This is a genomic window from Klebsiella sp. R445 (assembly GCF_051131755.1).
Taxonomy (GTDB): domain Bacteria; phylum Pseudomonadota; class Gammaproteobacteria; order Enterobacterales; family Enterobacteriaceae; genus Klebsiella; species Klebsiella lignicola.
This window is the reverse complement of record NZ_CP180446.1, coordinates 958,758-975,493: the sequence shown is the minus strand read 5'-3', so window position 1 is coordinate 975,493 and position 16,736 is coordinate 958,758. Positions and strand designations below refer to the sequence as shown.

Sequence of the window (16,736 nt, the reverse complement as noted above, 5' to 3'; positions counted from 1 at the left end):
CGCGTCGTACCACTTTTTTAATACTCCCAGGGACCCGGAACCCAACGGAAGGCATTGCCGTCGACAGCAACATGACACACGGATGGAAATGAGAGATGTGTTGCCACCAGAGATTCCCGACTGGCGGCCAACTCCTGCAAAAGCTGAACCCTTACCCGCGCAGCTTCTTCGGGATCGTGGTCGAAGCCGTTATACCAGTCAGGATGATCGAATCCGACCTGGAATACCGCATCGCCAGCAAAGGTTAAGCGTTCACCATGGGAGGACAGACGCACCACACTGTGCCCAGGCGTATGGCCACCAATGCGCGTGACGAGAACGCCCGGCGCGACCTCATAACGATCCTCAAAAGTATGCAGTTGACTGCGGTATTCCTGTAAGAAACGCGAGGCGGTTTGCCGAAGCGCATCGGGAAAACCCGGCGGCATCGAAACCTGGGAGAAATCGGGTGACTCCCAGAATTTAACTTCAGCGTCCGCAACGTGAATACGTATGTCCGGGCGTAAGCGCGCCTTCACGCCGTCGATAAGCAGTCCCCCGATATGATCCATATGCAGATGAGTGATCACGACATCAGTAATGGATGCAATATCGATCCCTGCGTCTTCAAGGCGCTGGACTGTCCGCCCAGCGCGCGGTAAATCAGGGAAAGCCGCCCCCATTCCTGCATCGATAAGAAGTGTTTGCTGACCGCTTTTTACCACAATAACATTAAGCGCCCACTCCAGTTCATCGGACGGCAGAAACTTATCCTCAAACCAGGCTGTTCTGATGGCCGGGTCGGCATTATGACCCAGCATCTGCCCTGGCAGCGGCAGAACTCCATCACTGACGACGATGACATCAATATCACCAATCTTCAGAGGGTAACGTGACGGAACGAATTCAGGGGCAGGTTCATTGGCATGTGTAAGATAATCGGGGTTCATCGGATCTACAGCGGTTTTAGACGATTCCATAATACCTCCAGATAATAGATTTATAGCCATATAAAAATTCACCTATACTCTGAACTCCTCCTGTTTCAGCATGGCGAAGATTGTCATGAAAAATCATCAAATTGCACTCAACGATACCGTCAAAGAGATGACCAGAGTTCTGAAAAATCAACCAGAATTAAGTTCTTATAGCAGCAACCTCCCATCAGGAAGCTGTTATCGTTGGCCGCATGGGCCACTGCATGAAACCATCGCTCCGATGGACCAACATGTGATCATCGCCCACTTCGGTAATATGCAGCGCGTTGAACGAAGAACAGGAACGCAGCTTGTTAAAGAGACCATCAGAGAAGGCACAATCTCGACCATTCCCCTCGGCAGCACTTCACGTTGGGATATGGCGGGCACCGTCGACGTTATTCATTTTTATATCCCAAACCAGACGTTTGAAGCGCTGTTACTGCAGGCAGACGTGCCTCCCGGGGAACTTTTGCTCCGCACGGCGCACCATGATAAATCCACAGCCCAAATCATCTCAGCCATCAGCGACACACTGGCCGATAACAACCGGATCGGTCAGTTGCTTTGCGAACACTTAATGCTGGCGCTGATACTCCAACTGATGCAAAACCACTCCTCTACCACTACGTTTGTTCAGCAGACGAACGCTGTTTTATCTGCGCGTGCACTTAAAAACTCACTGGAAGTCCTGGACAGCAGCCCTGTCGGGGAAGTCTCTATTCAGGCTCTGGCGACAGAACTGGGTATCTCATCTGCCCATTTTTGCCGCGCATTTAAAAACAGCACCGGCCTGACGCCCTACGGCTGGCTCAAACAGCGCGTAATGGAACGCGCATTTTTGCAGTTACAATCCCCTCACAAACAGGTTGCTGATATTGCATTTGAAAGCGGCTACGGTTCGCAAAATGCCTTTACCAGTGCTTTCAAAAAAATGACTGGATTAACCCCCAGCCAGTGGCGCAAAAAGTACAGCGCCACAAAATAGAAGCCCGTGATGTGTTACTCACAGGCGTTGAGCATTACGGCACAATGATGTAGTCAGGGTTGGCGACAGAGAACATTTTTTCTCGATCGGGTTCGGGTGGGTAAATCCATAGGGTATTAATTTCCTGCTTAATTTTTTTGGCTTCATCGCCCTGATACACAACCTGATGATCCCAGCCTTCGGTATAAACAGCTCCCCATTTGCCCAGATCGAGGCAGGTAACGTACTTCGGCTGGCTGTAAGGATGCAGCGTCAGCCCCAGTAGTTCAGCCGCCGCGTTGTGTCCGGCCACGCGGCCCAGGCTCATAGCATGCTGACAGGACATGACGTTGTAGTTACCGTCGTTGTCAGTCGGCACTTTTACCGTATCACCGGTTACATAAACGCCAGTGGCTTCGGGGGCCCGTAAACAGGAATCTCCGATCACGCGGCCCAGTGAATCGTGTTCACCGGGAATGAAACGGGTTAATGGACTGGCTCGCATACCGGCGGTCCAGATGACGGTTTTGCTAGGAATAAATTCGCCGTCGGACAGCGTGACGCCATTGGCTTCAATGGAGGAGACCCTCACCCCGGTACGCACCGAGATGCCACTGCTGGTCAGCGCCTGATTGATAATATCGCAGGCTGTTTCGCCCATTGCCTGGCCAATTCTGGCCGCGTTATCAACGATGATGACCTGCGGTTTACACTCCGCGCCAAACAAACACTTAAGGCGTTCCGGCATTTCCGTCGCCGTCTCCAGACCCGTTAATCCTCCCCCGGCAACCACAACGGTATTCCTCGCCTGCGAATCAGGCTCTTTGGCAAGATCCTGTAAATGTTGCTCAAGCTCCTGGGCTTTTTCTAGCGAGTTGACATCAAAACTGTATTCCTTTAATCCCTCAAGGTCAGGATGGAAAACCTGACTTCCCGCAGCCAGCACAAAGCTGTCAAAATTGACCTGCGTCTGTTCATCAGGCTTGCTGACGGTAATTTTTTTATTTTTGGTGTCAATATCAGTAATTCGCCCCCGAATATATTTCACATTCGCCGCCTGAAGCACTTCAAAAATAGAAGGATCCATACTTTCAAGGACAGCCTCATACAGCCTCGGGCGTATTGTTAATTTCGGCTCAGGTGAAACAAGAAATATATCAATCTGGTCATCGGCATTTTTTAAATGCACCAGCCTGGCCGCTGATATAGCTGCCCACATACCTGCGAAACCAGCACCAGCCACAATAATACGTTTTTTCATATAGATACCTGTAATAGAAATCGGATAATGATGTGTATGACGCCGCAATAAACATAGAGGAATAAGTCAGCTAAGACTTCATCAAAATTGACAGAATTTAATCGATTTTGATTTTATTTTTGTCTGCAGAGTAAATATCCTCTTAAATCTGTCCCATACCACCATCCACACAGAGATCGATACCAGAAATAAAGCTACTTTCAGCAGATGCAAGGAAAAGCGCAGCGGCGGCAACTTCCTCCGGCAGGCCTAGTCGACCTACCGGTATCTGGCTTGCCACCTTCATATCAAACAGTTCGCGCTCTGCCTCTGAAACGCCCATTTTGCTGATGATCGGCGTGGCGACAGGACCGGGGCTCAGGCAGTTCACGCGAATGCCTCTGTCTTTAAGATCTGTCGTCCAGCTGCGAGCGAAAGAACGCAGTGCGGCTTTGGTCGCGGCATAGATATTGTGTCCGTCCAGGCCCTTATAGTGCGCAATAGATGATGTCAGGATGATGGAACCACCTTGCGACATCAGCGGTATCGCCTTTTGTACAGTAAAGAAAGTCCCTTTCACATTTATTTCAAACTGGCGATCGAAATCGTGCTCAGTGGCCCCGGTGAAATTAGAAAGTAAAATAACACCCGCGTTAGCGAAGACAATATCCAACTTGCCGTATCTTTTTTCAATTGCTGAGAAAAGTTCATCCTGATTATTTAAATCACTGACGTCTGACTGGATAGCGATAGTATTGTCGTTACCGAGCTGATGTATGGCCTGGTCCAGAGCTTCTTTATTTCTGCCGGTAATAATGACTTTTGCGCCTTCATCAACAAATCTTTTAGCTGTTGCCAGGCCGATACCGCTGCTGCCGCCGGTAATTAAGGCAACCTTATTTTCTAACAGTTTCATATTTTATCTCACTTGCGATAACAGATATTTTTCACTCCCAAGACTGAATACGTACAGCAAGGGCATTTCGGCGTTCATTTAATAAATCAATCAACACGTCCAGCGCATGTAATTTATCCCGATGCTGGGCCAGACACATAATAAAACGTTCATCATCTATATCACTGACCTGAGAAAATTTCTCCAACTCAGCAATTTGTCGGGTACTGAATCCACATTTGATAAGAGAGGTTATCCACCTCACTTTTTCCACTTCTCCGGCATCAAAATCACGGTAACCGTTATCCAGTCGTCGTGAAACGATCAGCCCTTTCAGTTCATAATGACGAAGCACCCTGGTGCTTACTCCGGTTAGTTTTGCCAAATCGGATGGACGCATACTTTTCCTCTCGCTGTGGACTCAATCTACAACATTGACACTAGTGTCAATGTAAAGAGAATGCCTGAGAGATTAGTGTAAATAAATGTTACTTAAAAGGTCGTCAACTTTATAGGGGCCAGTCCAGAGGTTTCTTGCAAGATTGTGCCCGTTTTTGGCGCGGAGCAGATAGCCCCAGGAGTATAATGTCCGCTGTGAGCGAGGAGCGGACATGCCAAGTGTTAACACGAGTAGAAATGCTCTTCGACTTTGGTCATATCACTAGTCTTAAAAACGGCGAGAACTCCCACAACTCAAGGCCCGGTGTGATTTAATACTGTTAGGTTTCATCATTTAAAGGACAAGTTATGCTAATCATCTTCAGTGGTTTGCCTGGAAGCGGGAAGAGCACTATCGCTCAGGCTTTGGCAAAGCAGTTAAACGCTTTTTACTTGCGAATCGACACGATTGAGCAAGCCATACTCAAAGCCGAAGAAGATGACCGTCAAGTTGGCCCTGTTGGTTATTTTGTCGCTTACTCACTCGCCAAGGATAATCTGCAACTGGGAGCAACAGTAATCACGGACTCAGTGAACCCACTGGCGTTAACCCGTGATGCCTATCGAGAAATCGCTTTATCCGCAAGAACCGACTTTTTAGAAATTGAGGTTGTATGTTCCGATGAGAGCGAACATCGTAAACGAGTCGAAACCAGGGTCTCTGAAGTAGAGGGTTTAACCTTGCCTGATTGGAAATATGTCACAGGTGTGACTTATGAACCATGGAACAGAGAACACCTCATTTTAGACTCATACCGTTTATCCAGCGATGAATGTGTCTCGCGAATCATCAAAGTTCTTTCACGATGATTCGGTATTGAGAGGCTCTCTGTAGTGGCATACCCATTTTGGCCACATAAGCAGAAGTGTGAAATGTCCGCTTTTGGCACGCAGCGGACATCTTGTTTTACCAGACAGCTTTTAAATCAGGTGTCGCCATTCAGTCATCAGCATGAACTCGCTCTCAGAGTAAATCCCTTACGGGCACTTAGCCATGCGAGAAACGCTAATCCGAGCGCGATAAATGACAGTATTGCCCCCGCCCAGTTTGGCGAAACCAGACCAAAACCGGCAGCAATAGTGGCTCCGCCAGCCCATGCACCTAAGGCATTTCCCAGATTAAACATGCCGATATTAACGGAAGCGGCCATCGTAGGGGCTCCGGCATGGCTGGCGCGATCCATGACCAGTTTCTGGATAGGTGAAACGGTCGCAAAACCGAATGCGGCCATCAGGAATACCGACGCGCCGGCAATGAACGGGTTTTCAACGCCAGCCCAGAAGACGAGCAGGACAATCCCTTGTGCAGCCAGCGTGACGAACAGGGTGCCAAACAGCGAGCGATCTGCGAAGTGTCCGCCAATCCAGTTGCCGACTGCCAGCCCCAGGCCAAAAAGAACCATTAACCACGCAATACCCGCATCTGAGAAACCTGCCAGCCTGGTCATCATCGGCGCGATGTAGGTGATTGAGGTAAAAAATGCCGCCGGACCAAAGACCGTAATGCCCATAACCAACAGAACCTGAGGGTCAACAAAAGCTCGGAGCTCCGTCCGTAACGCTATGGATTTTCCCTTTTCGATAGGTGGAACAAGCAGGGCGATAGCGGCGATCGTAAGCAGTCCTATACCGGCAATAACCCAGAAAACAAACCGCCAGTTGAAGGCCTGAGCGAGCCAGGTTCCTGCGGGTACGCCAACCAGATTGGCCAGCGTCAGTCCGGAAAACATGAAGGCAATGGCGCTGGCCTGGCGACCTGGTGCAACCAGCGAGGCCGCGATAATGGAGCCGATACCGAAGAAGGCGCCGTGATTAAAGGAGGTGATGATACGGCCTGTAACGGCAACAGCCAGTGACGGTGCTGTCGCGGTAACAAGGTTACCGAGGGTAAAAATTATCGCCAGTGTTATCAGCATGGTCTTGCGAGGTATTCGCGCGCCTAACACCGTCATAAGCGGTGCGCCGACAAAAACACCCAGCGCATAGGACGTGGCCATGGTACCGGCTGATGGGATACTGACTGCGAAATCATCTGCTAATTGGGGGAGAATTCCGGCGATAACGAATTCGGTCAGACCGATACCGAATGCGCCGACGGCGAGTGCTAAAAGTGCGATGGGCATTGAAACTCCAGTTGCTGTTCTTGCTGAATTTAATTAGGTGAAATAAATTATATTCATACTTTTATTCAGTAAGGAAAGGCTTGTGAGCGTATTTGATAAAGAAAAAGATGGTATCAGGCAGGCAAGACATAAACCTGCTGAACTCGACGCGATTGACCGAAAAATATTAGGTGCTCTGGCAGAGGATGCCGGTCGCAGTTACTCCGAACTGAGTGAGATTGTTAACCTATCGGCACCGGCGGTGCACGATCGCGTAAAGCGTTTAAAGCGTGATGGCGTCATAAAAAGGACGGTGGCGATACTCGACGGCTGTCGACTTGGCAGAACATTGCTGACGTTTCTTGTGGTGGATACCAGCAGCTACCAGGCGACGCGCGCGCTGCTGCAATTTACCAACCGAAGGGAAGTTGAAGAGCTGCATACCGTAGCAGGTGACGGATGCGTACTGATTAAGGTTCGTGCTGCAGATACCGAATCGCTGGAGAATTTTCTGATGGAAATTCAAAGCGTGGATGGGGTGCGATCGGTGCGAAGTTATATTGCACTCTCTACCTTTTTAGAACGTGGGCCTTCTCCTGACTGAATCTTATGGGTGCTGAGACTGTATTTCGAAAGGCTGGAAAGAACATCGCTGTGCTGGAAACACATACTGGAATGCCGGTGTTTATCACATTGAGTGGATGAATAGCGTGTTGCGTCCGCCCCAGGCATGGCGCGGACATTCTCGCTCATGGCACTCTCACTGCGTTATTAGCCAGCCTCAATCATCAGATCCAGATTCTGCACGGCGGCGCCGGAGGCCCCTTTGCCCAGGTTATCGAAGACCGCGGTCAGCAGTATTTGCCCGTTGTCGGGGTTTGAAAAAATACCTAACTCCATGTCGTTGGTGCCATTCAATCGTTCAGGATTGAGGCGCTGCGCGTCGTTAGCGCTGAGGGATTCTAATACCTTGACGTGGCGGCTCTCGCGGTAATGCTGCGTGAGGCAGGCATGTATCGTGGCGGCATCGGCGTTTTTCGCCAGCAGGTGCTGTTGTAACGGCACACTCAGGACGATCCCCTGGCGATAGGCGCCGTAGGCGGGCATGAAGAAGGGCGGGGCAGAAAGCCCGGCGTAACGCGCGATTTCCGGCACGTGTTTATGCTTCAGGCCCAGGCCATACACCTGAAACGCTGGCCCGGCAGCGTCCTCGCTCTCGTAACTATCCACCGCCGCCCGGCCACCGCCGGAATATCCGGAAACCGCATGAATGCTGACCGGGTAATCAGCGGGTAGCAGTCCGGCGTTTACCAGCGGGAACAGCAGACCAATCGCACCGGTAGGATAACAGCCGGGATTGGTCACCCGTTTTGACGCCCTGATACGATCCGGCTGGTCGGCGCTCAACTCCGGAAAACCATAGGTCCAGCCGGGGGTAACCCGGTGCGCTGAACTGGCATCGATCACCCGGACATGCGGGTTCTCAATCATCGCCACCGACTCGCGCGCCGCCTCATCCGGCAGACACAGGATCGCAATATCGCAGCTGTTCAACATCTCAGCCCGCAGGCGCTTGTCTTTACGCTGCGCAACCGGCAGCGTCATGAGGGTGATGTCTGACCGGTGGCGCAGACGATCGTGGATTTGCAAGCCTGTAGTACCCTGCTCGCCATCAATAAACAGGTGGGTCATCGTTCTCTCCTGTGATCGGGTCGTCGGTGAAAACCATGATGTTGTGCCAGCTTTCAGAATCGGTAAAGTTGAATTACTCTAATGTCAAATTCAGTTTTTCTGAGGTACGTGTATGCGTGAGATCAACCTCGATCAGCTCCGCACCCTGATGACCATCGCCGAGACCGGCTCGTTCAACGAGGCCGCCCAACGGCTGCACCTGTCGCCGCCGACGGTCAGCCTGCATATCTCTGAACTGGAACAGCGGGTGGGGGCGAAACTGCTGTCCCGTGCCCGCGGGAATGTCAGGCCCACGGCCATTGGGGAAAATCTGGTCGCCCATGCGCGCCGCCTGCTGGCGGATGCCGCCTATGTGCTCGACGATATCTCACGCCAGGCCAAAGGGTTGACCGGGCGCGTCAGATTTGGTGCGTCGACCGGCGCGATCGCCAATCTGTTGCCGCGGGCGATTGAAAAACTGGCGCAGTCGCACCCCGGTATCGATGTCCACATCGCTGTGCTCACGTCGCAGCAGACCCTTGAGCAACTGAAATCCGGGGCGCTTGATATCGGTATTGTGGCGCTGCCGCAACCGCGCTGCGCCGGTCTGAATATTGAGGCCTGGCGCCGGGATCCGGTTGTCGCTTTCCTGCCGCAAAACTGGCCGGCGCCGGAGGTGGTGACGCCGGAGTGGTTGAGCGAAAAGCCCCTGGTTTTGAACGGTTCGGGCACCCATTTATCACAGCTGACCGGGAACTGGTTTGCCGACGCGGGTCATCGGCCAACGCCGCGGATTACCCTCGACTACAACGATGCGATCAAAAGTCTGGTGGGGGCAGGGTATGGCGCGACCCTGTTACCGCTGGAATCGGGGACGCCTGCCTCAGCGGATGGCCGTATCGTCACCCGCGCCTTAAAACCGGCGCTATGGCGAGAATTAGGCCTGGCTTATCGGCAGAGCGACAACGAACAATCTACGCAGCACTTACTCAGGGTACTGCGTGAACTTACTCAGGCCTGACGAGATCTAGACATAAAGTTCCTGCCGCGCAGCGGCGTGGACGCACTCGCTCAGCTGTTCTAATAACGTGAGTTTCAGGCTCCAGCGATGCCAGTACAGTCGAGTATCGACGCAATGATCCGCGGCGATGTCGACCAGGCGGCCCTGTTCACACAACGGGGCCGAGAGATGTTCGGGGAGCATTCCCCATCCCAGTCCGCGTGAAACGGCGAGAAGATAGGCGGAGGTCGAAGGGATAAATTGCGAAGGCGGCGTAATATCCGAGGAGAACAAACGCTGAATAAATTTGTTCTGCAGGTCATCCTTATGATTAAACATAATCACCGGCGCATCTCTTAACGCGGTTTCGCTGACGCCGTCGCGAAAATAGGTCTGATAATACTCGGGCGAGGCATAGGCTTTATATTTCATGGTGCCGAGATACTCCACTTTGCATCCCTGAAGCAGGGCGTCATCGGCGCTCACCGCAGCCATCACTTCACCGCTCTGGAGCAATGTGGCGGAAAAATCCTGATCTTCGATGCGGACATCCACCACGATGCCATATTCGCGAAAAGCGCTGGAGATGGCGGTTAAAAACCAGCCGTCAACGGAATCGGCGTTCACCGCTACCACGGCTTTGCCCTGATGTTTTTTCTCCTGAACGGAGAAAAAGTCATTTTCCAGAAACTCTATTTTTTCCGCATAGCGATAAAGTTCTCTCCCCGATTGCGTTGGCCGACACGGGCTGCCTCTGACGATAAGCACCTGGCCAATCTCTTCCTCAAGCGCTCGAATTCTCTGGCTCACGGCGGAAGGGGTGATATGCAACTTTCTGGACGCCATATCAAAACTGCCGCCGCGGATGATTTCCATAAACGTTTCTAAGAACGAGTAGTTTAATTTCATATTAAGTAAAACTTACGTATCGTGATTTTAATTAATTTGCCTTACTTTTAAATATTCATCAACCTGTCTGCGGTGAATATCTGACAATACAGGACGGCATAATGACGACAACACTTACTTGTTTTCAGGGACGGGCGGGCGACCATAACGATCTGGCGATGCCGGGCGCCCGTTCGCTGGCAGATTATCTTTCCCGCATCACGTATTTACCGCCGGTCAGGATTGCTGAACCGGAGCCGGCGCTGAACCGCGACTGGTCAACTGAACTCCAGGCGGCTTTACCGGCATTAAAAGAGATGCAAAACCATATGGCGGACATCTACGCCGCTGGTGGGCGTTCGCTCGCCGCGACCAGTCGCTGTGCGGTTTCGCTGGCGACTTTGCCGGTGGTGGCACAGCATCATCCCGAGGCCTGCGTGGTATGGTTTGATGCTCATGCCGACCTCAACACGCCGGCGTCCAGCGCGTCGGGATATCTGGGGGGATTAGCGTTATCAGGCCCGGCTGGCCTGTGGCAGTCCGGGCTCGGTGCTGGTCTGGCGCTGGGGTCGATTATTTTGGTCGGGCAGCGCGATCTTGATCCCTTTGAAAAACAACTGATCGCTGAGCAGGCTATCACCTGTATTCCCTTCGCCGACGGTTACCTCGAGCGATTGCGCGCGGCCATTAACCAGCGTCCGGTTTATATGCATCTCGATTGCGACGTTCTCGAGCCGGGTATTGTGCCGACCGACTATAACCATCCGGGCGGCATGGGGCTTAGCGATCTGCAACAGGCCTGCGCGGTGCTGGCAGAGTCCGAGGTGGTCGGCGTGGAAATTGCCGAGTTTCAGAATGCCTGGGATCGGCAGTCAGAACCGGTTTCGCCTGCTGAGCTAATCCGCGCGCTTCGGCCAGCCATCGACAAGCTGCTGGGGTAACGTGGGGAGGCGTTAGCTTACCTGGTTCATCCAGCGATAAATCGCATCCAGTTGATTAATCCTGGCGCGGAGCGTCTGTTCATCAGCGTTATTTAAGGCAAATGATGACCAGATGGTTAAATGAGGCGACACTTGCATGGTCCGCAGCTGGTGGTCACCATCTTTTTTGATAACGGTGACCTCTTGCTGGTTGCGCTTTTGATAATGATGAGTTTTATCCAGGCACTCCAGCGCTTCTTTTAATATGTGTTGCCATTGCCCGGCGGTTAATTCACTCAACGTAAAGGATTTGCCGCCGATATACTTCTCTTTGATGTCAGGTCTCGATGCAACCTGCCAGGCATCCCGGGCAAATGTCAACGACACTTCGTTTGCCGGGTCCAGTTCCTGGATAACGTTTAACAACCTGGGCGTTGATAATTCTGACTGGATAAGCCGCGAGATTGGCCAGCTCTTGTACATTAGCCCTTCAAGATTCACGCCGACCCGGGCAACGTTTTCCTGAGGCCGCAATGATATATTCCACTGGACGCCTTCATGGCCATCGCTCATGCCAAAAAACGGCTTATTCAGTTGACCAAAAGGCCGGCCTTTTATTCCCAGGATAGTGCAAAAAGACTGCAGCAAAGCGCTGTATTCGGCGGCATCATGCCGGGTGGTGAAAGTGTGTTGTGGCCTTTTTGTCTTTTTGGTTTTCAGCTCAGGACTCTGCATTGCAGAGGGAGCTACGTCGGCGGGAGTGATGGTTTTTATGTCTTGCTGCGACTCAAGGATTGACACGATGGCTTTACAAGCATCGTCAGCACCGAGATTAAAAAACTCTCTTCTCTTCTGGCGTAATGGCGTGAGCTTGTGATGAATCAGGCTCTCAAATTTCTGGCAATCATTAACCGCGAACGAATAGGCCACCGACCAAATAAAATCGCCGGTGGAGCTTTTATTTATTTCCTGGCAGCGGGCAACGGGATCTCGGGTGGTCATGCCAATTTTGCAGACCGGTAAGTCAATATCCGCAACTTCGAGGATATAGACGTAGCCACTGAGTGTATTCGTCATGTCATTCCGTGTGAATAGCGCGTTATATTCGCCTGTGTTTTTATTGCGCAATATAATACAGCGTATTTTTGGGAAGTAAAAAGCCTTCATGAGTAGTTAGCCGCAAACAACAAACACCAACGCGCGGTGCGACGCTCGTGTTTGCTGCTCATTATGACTACCGGATGACTACCGGTTTCGCCGTTGTTAGCCCAGATGGGGCCAGAGCAATATGGCCGCCATATAAACGACGCCCACCCACATCATCATGACCACGGTGTAGCCCATAATGCTCTGTAATTTCAGTCTGGAAATGGCCAGGGCTGGCAGGAGCCAGAACGGTTGAACCAGATCATTCCAGGCATTACCCAACATCACGGACATCGATGTCTGGGCCAGAGATGCCTGCATCGATTGCGCCGCGTCGATCATAAAGGGCCCTTGCACCACCCAGTGGCCGCCGCCGGAAGGGGCAAAGAAATTAATAAAGAAGGAGCTGATCAGTCCCCAGAACGGCAATGTCTCCGGTGTTGAAATCTGGACAAACAGTTCCGCAATGGTTTTTACCAGCCCTGAGGCCGCCATAATCGCCATGATCCCGGCATAAAACGGGAACTGCAGAATAATGCCGCCAATCGTGCGGATACCTTCGTTGAGCTTCTCGACATAATTGAGTGGTGTCCCCAGCAAGATCACGCCGAGGAAAAGAATAAAGTAATTGATAATGTTCAGGTCCAGCACGCCGCCGCTGACAAAATGCCCGACCACATACACCATCCCTACCGTGCCGATGGTATAGCTGGTGAGCTTGCTGTGGTTCAGTTTCGCCGCGAAAGTGGCGTGACCCGCCAGATCGTCATGCCCACTGCTTGTGGGGGCGACTGGTGCTTCTGGCTCATGGTATTCGGCGGTCTTTTCCCCTTTGCGCGGATGGAGTGACGCATTGAGCAGGGGTAGGGTCACGAGCAGCACGGTGGTGGTCAGCAGCATCGGCAGTGAAAATATCGTTTCACTCAATGAAATGATGCCCATTTGCGCTTCCAGGGCGTGATTCTGCGTCGATATCAGCAGCGGGATAGTGGCGGAAAATCCCAGGCCATAAAAAGTGAATCCACTGTATGCCGCCGCAATAATCAATGGGTAATGGACGCCCGGAATACTGCGGGCCAGCTTTTTGGCAATAATGCTGCCAATCACCAGCCCGAATCCCCAGTTCAGATAGCTACCGATGGAGCCAACCAGGGTAGCAACAATAATCGCCGTACGCGGAGTATGAACATGGCTGACGATCCGGTTAAGAAAACGGTCCACCAGCGGGGCGGCGGCTAAAACATAACCCATCGCCAGAATCACCGCCATTTGCGTGGTGAAACTTAATAACTGCCAGAAACCGTTGCCCCAGTCCATGGTGGTCTGCAAGGGCGAACGGCCCTCGATCACAAAAGCCAGCGCCATGGTCAGCAGGGTTAACAGAATGGCAAAGACAAAAGGATCGGGCAGATAGCGGCGCATCAGTTCTGTGAAAAAGTGGGTGATTTTACTCATGTGTATTTACCGGATTACCCGGAGGCTCCTTGCAATGTCAGATGTTTTTATCTGCCAGGCAGGTCTGTCGGATAGCAGCCTGGCTGGCAGTGCGCATGGCATTTCTTGTTGTGTTTCGAGTTGCGGTCGCGATGAGTCCACGTGCGATGACGTCAGTCATGCATTTTCAGAGAGAGGGTGACTGACGCGGACTGGCGCCTGAGCGCAGAGCCCGGCGTTAACCTGTAGGGTAATGGGCTCACAACCGCTTCTGACAATAGGAGGGCGGGAGAGCGGTGGTCAATGGCGATAATCGAAAATATGTGCGATTATCGCCCGTTCTCGGCGGTTTCGCTGAAATCTGTGATCCGACAGGGACAATGTGAACGCGATGACCGGTTCGTGCTATTCGCCGCTGAGGGCAGATAAGATCGGTTTATCTTCCCGGCGCAAAAGCTGATAAAATAAGGAAAACTTCTACGACTGTGAAGGCTTATGCTCAGGAAAAAATTGCGTCTGCGCACTCTGATGTTGATATTGTCAGTCGGAGGGATCCTGCTTACTTCTCTGCTGCTGCTCAGTGCCTTGACGCTTTTCCAGAAAGGTAACATCGAAGACCGGTTGCTCGAGAATAACCTAGCATACGCCCGCAAGTTGGCCGACACCACGGACCGCTACCTGGTGACCGCGCAACGCGAACTGGGCTACAGCGCGAGTCAGATAAAAGGCCTCACCGATACGCAATACCTGAGAGACGAAGTCGACCGACTGCGCTTGCAGTCCGGTTTTTTCAACTCGGTGGTGATTGTGAACGCCCACGCGGTGATCGCCGCCGCATCCCCTGAAAGCCTCGGTCTGATAGGGGTGAAACTCCATTCGAATGCCAGCCTGAAAGCCATTGCGGAAAAGAAACTCTTTATCTCTGAGCCGTTCATCTCGGCTGCCGGCAACTATGTGGTGTTTGTTTCTCAGCCCTTATTTAATCAGGCCGGCGAGTACCTCGGATTTATTGGCGGCAGTATCTATCTGCAAAAAGAAAGCATGCTCAGCGATATCCTCAGCATGCATTTTTATGACAAATCCACCGATGTCAGCGTGATTAATAATGACGGTAAGATCATCTTCAATCGTGACCCGAAATTAGTCGGGGGTGGCTATCAGTCGGTCTCCGGACTGCAGGAACAGGTGGTCAGGGAACAGAGCGGACACTTTTTTGGCGATGATAAACGCGGCGGCAGCTTGGTGGGCTATGCCAGCCTGAAGCAGGCCGACTGGAAGGTCGTCATTTCGGGCGCCTCGGAAAGCGTGTCGCGTATCCTGATGCAGACGGTGGTCAATGCCTTCTGGTTTACCCTGGCTATCGTCCTGCTAACGATCACGGTGGTGACGCTGTTTGCTGCCCGCATCTCCTCCCCACTTGAAAAACTGGCAGAGTTTACCCAAACCAACGACAGTGAAGCTACTCTGAAAAAACTGGCGCACATCAGCGTGTGGTACAAAGAGGCGGAACGTCTTAAAGAGGCCCTTAGCCTGCATTTGCAGACCATGACCCGCAGGGTCAATGCCCTCAGCGATGAAACCATGACTGACCCGCTGACCGGGTTGTATAACCGCCGGGGTTTTAACGCGCTGATTAAACAGTACGACCCGTCGACGGAGCAGTGCATCATCGCCATTGATATCGACCATTTCAAAACCATTAATGACCGGTATGGGCACGATGGCGGCGACGCGGTACTGGTGACATTCGCTGAGACCTTACGCCGGCTCTCTACCCGCGGTCAGATTATCAGCCGCTTTGGGGGCGAGGAGTTTATCGTGTTACTGCCGGAAACCGCAGTGGCCGAGGCGGCCGTGGTGGCCGAACATATCCGCGCCGCCATCGAAAATGCCGACTTCCCGCATGGCGAAAAGGTCACTATTTCGCTCGGCGTCGCTGGATTCAATGACAACGGCAATGACGTTTACGCTGTCCTGCGTAAAGCGGATCTCGCCCTGTATGAAGCCAAGCGCAAGGGGCGAAATACCGTTGTCGTCAGCCAGGCTCAAAGGCTGTTTGACGTCTGAAGCGTCAGCGTGTGCAGGCCTGGCTTGCAGAGAGCACAGAAAAAAAGAGACAAGAATGCTATTATCGACGGCTGATAATAGAGGCTGTTATGCACACCGGCATTAAACCAGGGGTTAGTTATGAAGAATGAAATACCACTCAAATATTATGACATCGTCGACGAGTATTCGACGGAGACCGCCAACCCGGTCAGTGAGGCGGAACGTGACTCCCTGGCGCGTTATTTTCAGTTGCTGATCACCCGGCTGACGAATAACGAAGAGATCGACGAGGCAGCGCAGCATGAAATGGCCCTTGAAGCGACCGTTGACGCCGGGCGTATCGATGATATCGCGAATTTCCTCAATCAGTGGGGCAATGAGTAGCCGTTAACGGGCCACATCAGCGTAGCCAATGAAAATCCTGTTGGTCAGACATGGCGAAACGGCATGGAACCGCGTCAATCGCCTCCAGGGCCAGCTTGATAGCCCGGTAACCGAGCGCGGGCGCGCTCAAATCGCGGCTCTGGTCGGCGCACTGGGTGATGAAAAGATAGAGCGTATTATCTCATCCCCCTCTGGCCGTGCGGTGGCGGCGGCCAGACAGCTCGCTACTCACTTTTCCTGCCAGACGCGCCTCGATGCCCGGTTGAATGAACGGGGATTTGGCGTGTTGGAGGGGAAGATTTACTCCCAGTTAAACCCGGACGAGCAACGGCTGTTTGACCGTATCTATTCCGCGGATCCTGAAGTGACGCCGCTGCACGGCGAGTCGCTCGCAGCAGCGGCCAGCAGAACCCTGGCGGCGCTGCTGGCGATCGGCGCGTCGGCCGAACGCTGCGTCTGTGTGGTGTCCCACGGACATGTGATTCAGGCGGTTATCTCGTGCCTGAATCACGCGGGCCCCGAACGCTTTCAACGCTATGCCCATCCCAACGGTAGCTACTCGATCCTCGACTATGCCGAAGGGAAGCTCTCACTGGTGAAATGGGGCATCGCCACCCATCTGCTAAAACAGCGATAAACAGGTTAT

Annotated in this window: 17 protein-coding genes; 8 read left to right on the top strand and 9 right to left on the bottom strand. The window is 52.5% G+C overall.

Annotated features, from left to right (window positions below; genetic code table 11):
- Nucleotides 1-17: 17 nt before the first annotated feature.
- Nucleotides 18-959, bottom strand: a complete 942-nt coding sequence (locus ACMYSN_RS04565) for an MBL fold metallo-hydrolase (protein WP_462497175.1) — start codon at nt 957-959, stop codon at nt 18-20.
- 70 nt (nt 960-1,029) lie between these two features.
- Here ACMYSN_RS04565 and ACMYSN_RS04560 point away from each other — a divergent pair, with 70 nt between their 5' ends.
- A complete protein-coding gene (locus ACMYSN_RS04560; RefSeq protein WP_462497174.1) occupies nt 1,030-1,944 on the top strand; it encodes a helix-turn-helix domain-containing protein in 915 nt (304 codons plus the stop codon).
- A gap of 34 nt (nt 1,945-1,978) precedes the next feature.
- Here the strand turns inward: ACMYSN_RS04560 and ACMYSN_RS04555 are convergent, their stop codons facing one another.
- From ACMYSN_RS04555 to ACMYSN_RS04545, 3 genes are all read right to left on the bottom strand, one after another.
- A complete protein-coding gene (locus ACMYSN_RS04555) occupies nt 1,979-3,184 on the bottom strand; it encodes an NAD(P)/FAD-dependent oxidoreductase (RefSeq protein ID WP_462497173.1) in 1,206 nt (401 codons plus the stop codon).
- A gap of 142 nt (nt 3,185-3,326) precedes the next feature.
- Nucleotides 3,327-4,079: an SDR family oxidoreductase gene (locus ACMYSN_RS04550; protein WP_462497172.1), complete on the bottom strand. Its 753-nt coding sequence runs from the start codon at nt 4,077-4,079 to the stop codon at nt 3,327-3,329.
- 31 nt (nt 4,080-4,110) lie between these two features.
- Nucleotides 4,111-4,458 (bottom strand): MerR family DNA-binding transcriptional regulator, encoded by a 348-nt coding sequence (locus ACMYSN_RS04545; RefSeq protein ID WP_407579691.1) that lies wholly within the window; start codon nt 4,456-4,458, stop codon nt 4,111-4,113.
- A gap of 347 nt (nt 4,459-4,805) precedes the next feature.
- Here ACMYSN_RS04545 and ACMYSN_RS04540 point away from each other — a divergent pair, with 347 nt between their 5' ends.
- On the top strand, nt 4,806-5,306 hold the full coding sequence (locus ACMYSN_RS04540; protein ID WP_462497171.1) for a P-loop nucleotide/nucleoside kinase family protein: 501 nt from the start codon (nt 4,806-4,808) through the stop codon (nt 5,304-5,306).
- Nucleotides 5,307-5,443: 137 nt separating this feature from the next.
- Here ACMYSN_RS04540 and ACMYSN_RS04535 read toward each other — a convergent pair whose 3' ends face one another.
- Complete coding sequence (locus ACMYSN_RS04535) at nt 5,444-6,619, bottom strand: MFS transporter (protein ID WP_462497170.1); 1,176 nt, start codon at nt 6,617-6,619, stop codon at nt 5,444-5,446.
- Between the two features lie 82 nt (nt 6,620-6,701).
- On the opposite strand from ACMYSN_RS04535, the gene ACMYSN_RS04530 reads away from it, so the two are divergent.
- Entirely contained in the window at nt 6,702-7,202 is a 501-nt protein-coding gene (locus ACMYSN_RS04530) for an Lrp/AsnC family transcriptional regulator (protein WP_462497169.1), read from the top strand.
- A 167-nt stretch (nt 7,203-7,369) separates the two neighbouring features.
- Here ACMYSN_RS04530 and argC read toward each other — a convergent pair whose 3' ends face one another.
- On the bottom strand, nt 7,370-8,290 hold the full coding sequence (gene argC, locus ACMYSN_RS04525) for an N-acetyl-gamma-glutamyl-phosphate reductase (protein ID WP_462497168.1): 921 nt from the start codon (nt 8,288-8,290) through the stop codon (nt 7,370-7,372).
- Nucleotides 8,291-8,402: 112 nt separating this feature from the next.
- On the opposite strand from argC, the gene ACMYSN_RS04520 reads away from it, so the two are divergent.
- The gene (locus ACMYSN_RS04520; RefSeq protein WP_462497167.1) at nt 8,403-9,290 is read left to right on the top strand and encodes a LysR family transcriptional regulator; all 888 of its coding nucleotides are present in this window, start codon (nt 8,403-8,405) and stop codon (nt 9,288-9,290) included.
- Nucleotides 9,291-9,296: 6 nt separating this feature from the next.
- On the opposite strand, the gene ACMYSN_RS04515 is transcribed toward ACMYSN_RS04520, so the two are convergent.
- The gene (locus tag ACMYSN_RS04515; protein ID WP_462497166.1) at nt 9,297-10,145 is read right to left on the bottom strand and encodes a LysR family transcriptional regulator ArgP; all 849 of its coding nucleotides are present in this window, start codon (nt 10,143-10,145) and stop codon (nt 9,297-9,299) included.
- 134 nt (nt 10,146-10,279) lie between these two features.
- On the opposite strand from ACMYSN_RS04515, the gene ACMYSN_RS04510 reads away from it, so the two are divergent.
- Nucleotides 10,280-11,098, top strand: a complete 819-nt coding sequence (locus ACMYSN_RS04510) for an arginase family protein (RefSeq protein WP_462497165.1) — start codon at nt 10,280-10,282, stop codon at nt 11,096-11,098.
- 12 nt (nt 11,099-11,110) lie between these two features.
- On the opposite strand, the gene ACMYSN_RS04505 is transcribed toward ACMYSN_RS04510, so the two are convergent.
- Together ACMYSN_RS04505 and ACMYSN_RS04500 are read right to left on the bottom strand one after the other, a co-directional pair.
- A complete protein-coding gene (locus ACMYSN_RS04505) occupies nt 11,111-12,154 on the bottom strand; it encodes a GIY-YIG nuclease family protein (protein WP_462497164.1) in 1,044 nt (347 codons plus the stop codon).
- A 186-nt stretch (nt 12,155-12,340) separates the two neighbouring features.
- On the bottom strand, nt 12,341-13,678 hold the full coding sequence (locus ACMYSN_RS04500; RefSeq protein ID WP_462497163.1) for a short-chain fatty acid transporter: 1,338 nt from the start codon (nt 13,676-13,678) through the stop codon (nt 12,341-12,343).
- Between the two features lie 474 nt (nt 13,679-14,152).
- On the opposite strand from ACMYSN_RS04500, the gene ACMYSN_RS04495 reads away from it, so the two are divergent.
- From ACMYSN_RS04495 to ACMYSN_RS04485, 3 genes are all read left to right on the top strand, one after another.
- Nucleotides 14,153-15,724 carry a sensor domain-containing diguanylate cyclase gene (locus ACMYSN_RS04495; protein WP_462497162.1) on the top strand — a complete coding sequence of 524 codons (1,572 nt, stop codon included), beginning with the start codon at nt 14,153-14,155 and terminating at the stop codon, nt 15,722-15,724.
- A 120-nt stretch (nt 15,725-15,844) separates the two neighbouring features.
- Complete coding sequence (locus ACMYSN_RS04490; protein ID WP_462497161.1) at nt 15,845-16,090, top strand: YmjA family protein; 246 nt, start codon at nt 15,845-15,847, stop codon at nt 16,088-16,090.
- A 28-nt stretch (nt 16,091-16,118) separates the two neighbouring features.
- Nucleotides 16,119-16,727, top strand: coding sequence for a histidine phosphatase family protein (locus tag ACMYSN_RS04485; protein ID WP_462497160.1), 609 nt, complete (start codon nt 16,119-16,121; stop codon nt 16,725-16,727).
- Nucleotides 16,728-16,736 lie beyond the last annotated feature (9 nt).

Excerpts from the sequence above, each read along its gene's own strand:
- ACMYSN_RS04565 (WP_462497175.1), bottom strand. The coding sequence starts at position 959 with ATGGAATCGTCTAAAACCGCTGTAGATCCGATGAACCCCGATTATCTT.
- ACMYSN_RS04560 (WP_462497174.1), top strand. The coding sequence starts at position 1,030 with ATGGCGAAGATTGTCATGAAAAATCATCAAATTGCACTCAACGATACC.
- ACMYSN_RS04555 (WP_462497173.1), bottom strand. The coding sequence starts at position 3,184 with ATGAAAAAACGTATTATTGTGGCTGGTGCTGGTTTCGCAGGTATGTGG.
- ACMYSN_RS04550 (WP_462497172.1), bottom strand. The coding sequence starts at position 4,079 with ATGAAACTGTTAGAAAATAAGGTTGCCTTAATTACCGGCGGCAGCAGC.
- ACMYSN_RS04545 (WP_407579691.1), bottom strand. The coding sequence starts at position 4,458 with ATGCGTCCATCCGATTTGGCAAAACTAACCGGAGTAAGCACCAGGGTG.
- ACMYSN_RS04540 (WP_462497171.1), top strand. The coding sequence starts at position 4,806 with ATGCTAATCATCTTCAGTGGTTTGCCTGGAAGCGGGAAGAGCACTATC.
- ACMYSN_RS04535 (WP_462497170.1), bottom strand. The coding sequence starts at position 6,619 with ATGCCCATCGCACTTTTAGCACTCGCCGTCGGCGCATTCGGTATCGGT.
- argC (WP_462497168.1), bottom strand. The coding sequence starts at position 8,290 with ATGACCCACCTGTTTATTGATGGCGAGCAGGGTACTACAGGCTTGCAA.
- ACMYSN_RS04520 (WP_462497167.1), top strand. The coding sequence starts at position 8,403 with ATGCGTGAGATCAACCTCGATCAGCTCCGCACCCTGATGACCATCGCC.
- ACMYSN_RS04515 (WP_462497166.1), bottom strand. The coding sequence starts at position 10,145 with ATGGAAATCATCCGCGGCGGCAGTTTTGATATGGCGTCCAGAAAGTTG.
- ACMYSN_RS04510 (WP_462497165.1), top strand. The coding sequence starts at position 10,280 with ATGACGACAACACTTACTTGTTTTCAGGGACGGGCGGGCGACCATAAC.
- ACMYSN_RS04505 (WP_462497164.1), bottom strand. The coding sequence starts at position 12,154 with ATGACGAATACACTCAGTGGCTACGTCTATATCCTCGAAGTTGCGGAT.
- ACMYSN_RS04500 (WP_462497163.1), bottom strand. The coding sequence starts at position 13,678 with ATGAGTAAAATCACCCACTTTTTCACAGAACTGATGCGCCGCTATCTG.
- ACMYSN_RS04495 (WP_462497162.1), top strand. The coding sequence starts at position 14,153 with ATGCTCAGGAAAAAATTGCGTCTGCGCACTCTGATGTTGATATTGTCA.
- ACMYSN_RS04490 (WP_462497161.1), top strand. The coding sequence starts at position 15,845 with ATGAAGAATGAAATACCACTCAAATATTATGACATCGTCGACGAGTAT.
- ACMYSN_RS04485 (WP_462497160.1), top strand. The coding sequence starts at position 16,119 with ATGAAAATCCTGTTGGTCAGACATGGCGAAACGGCATGGAACCGCGTC.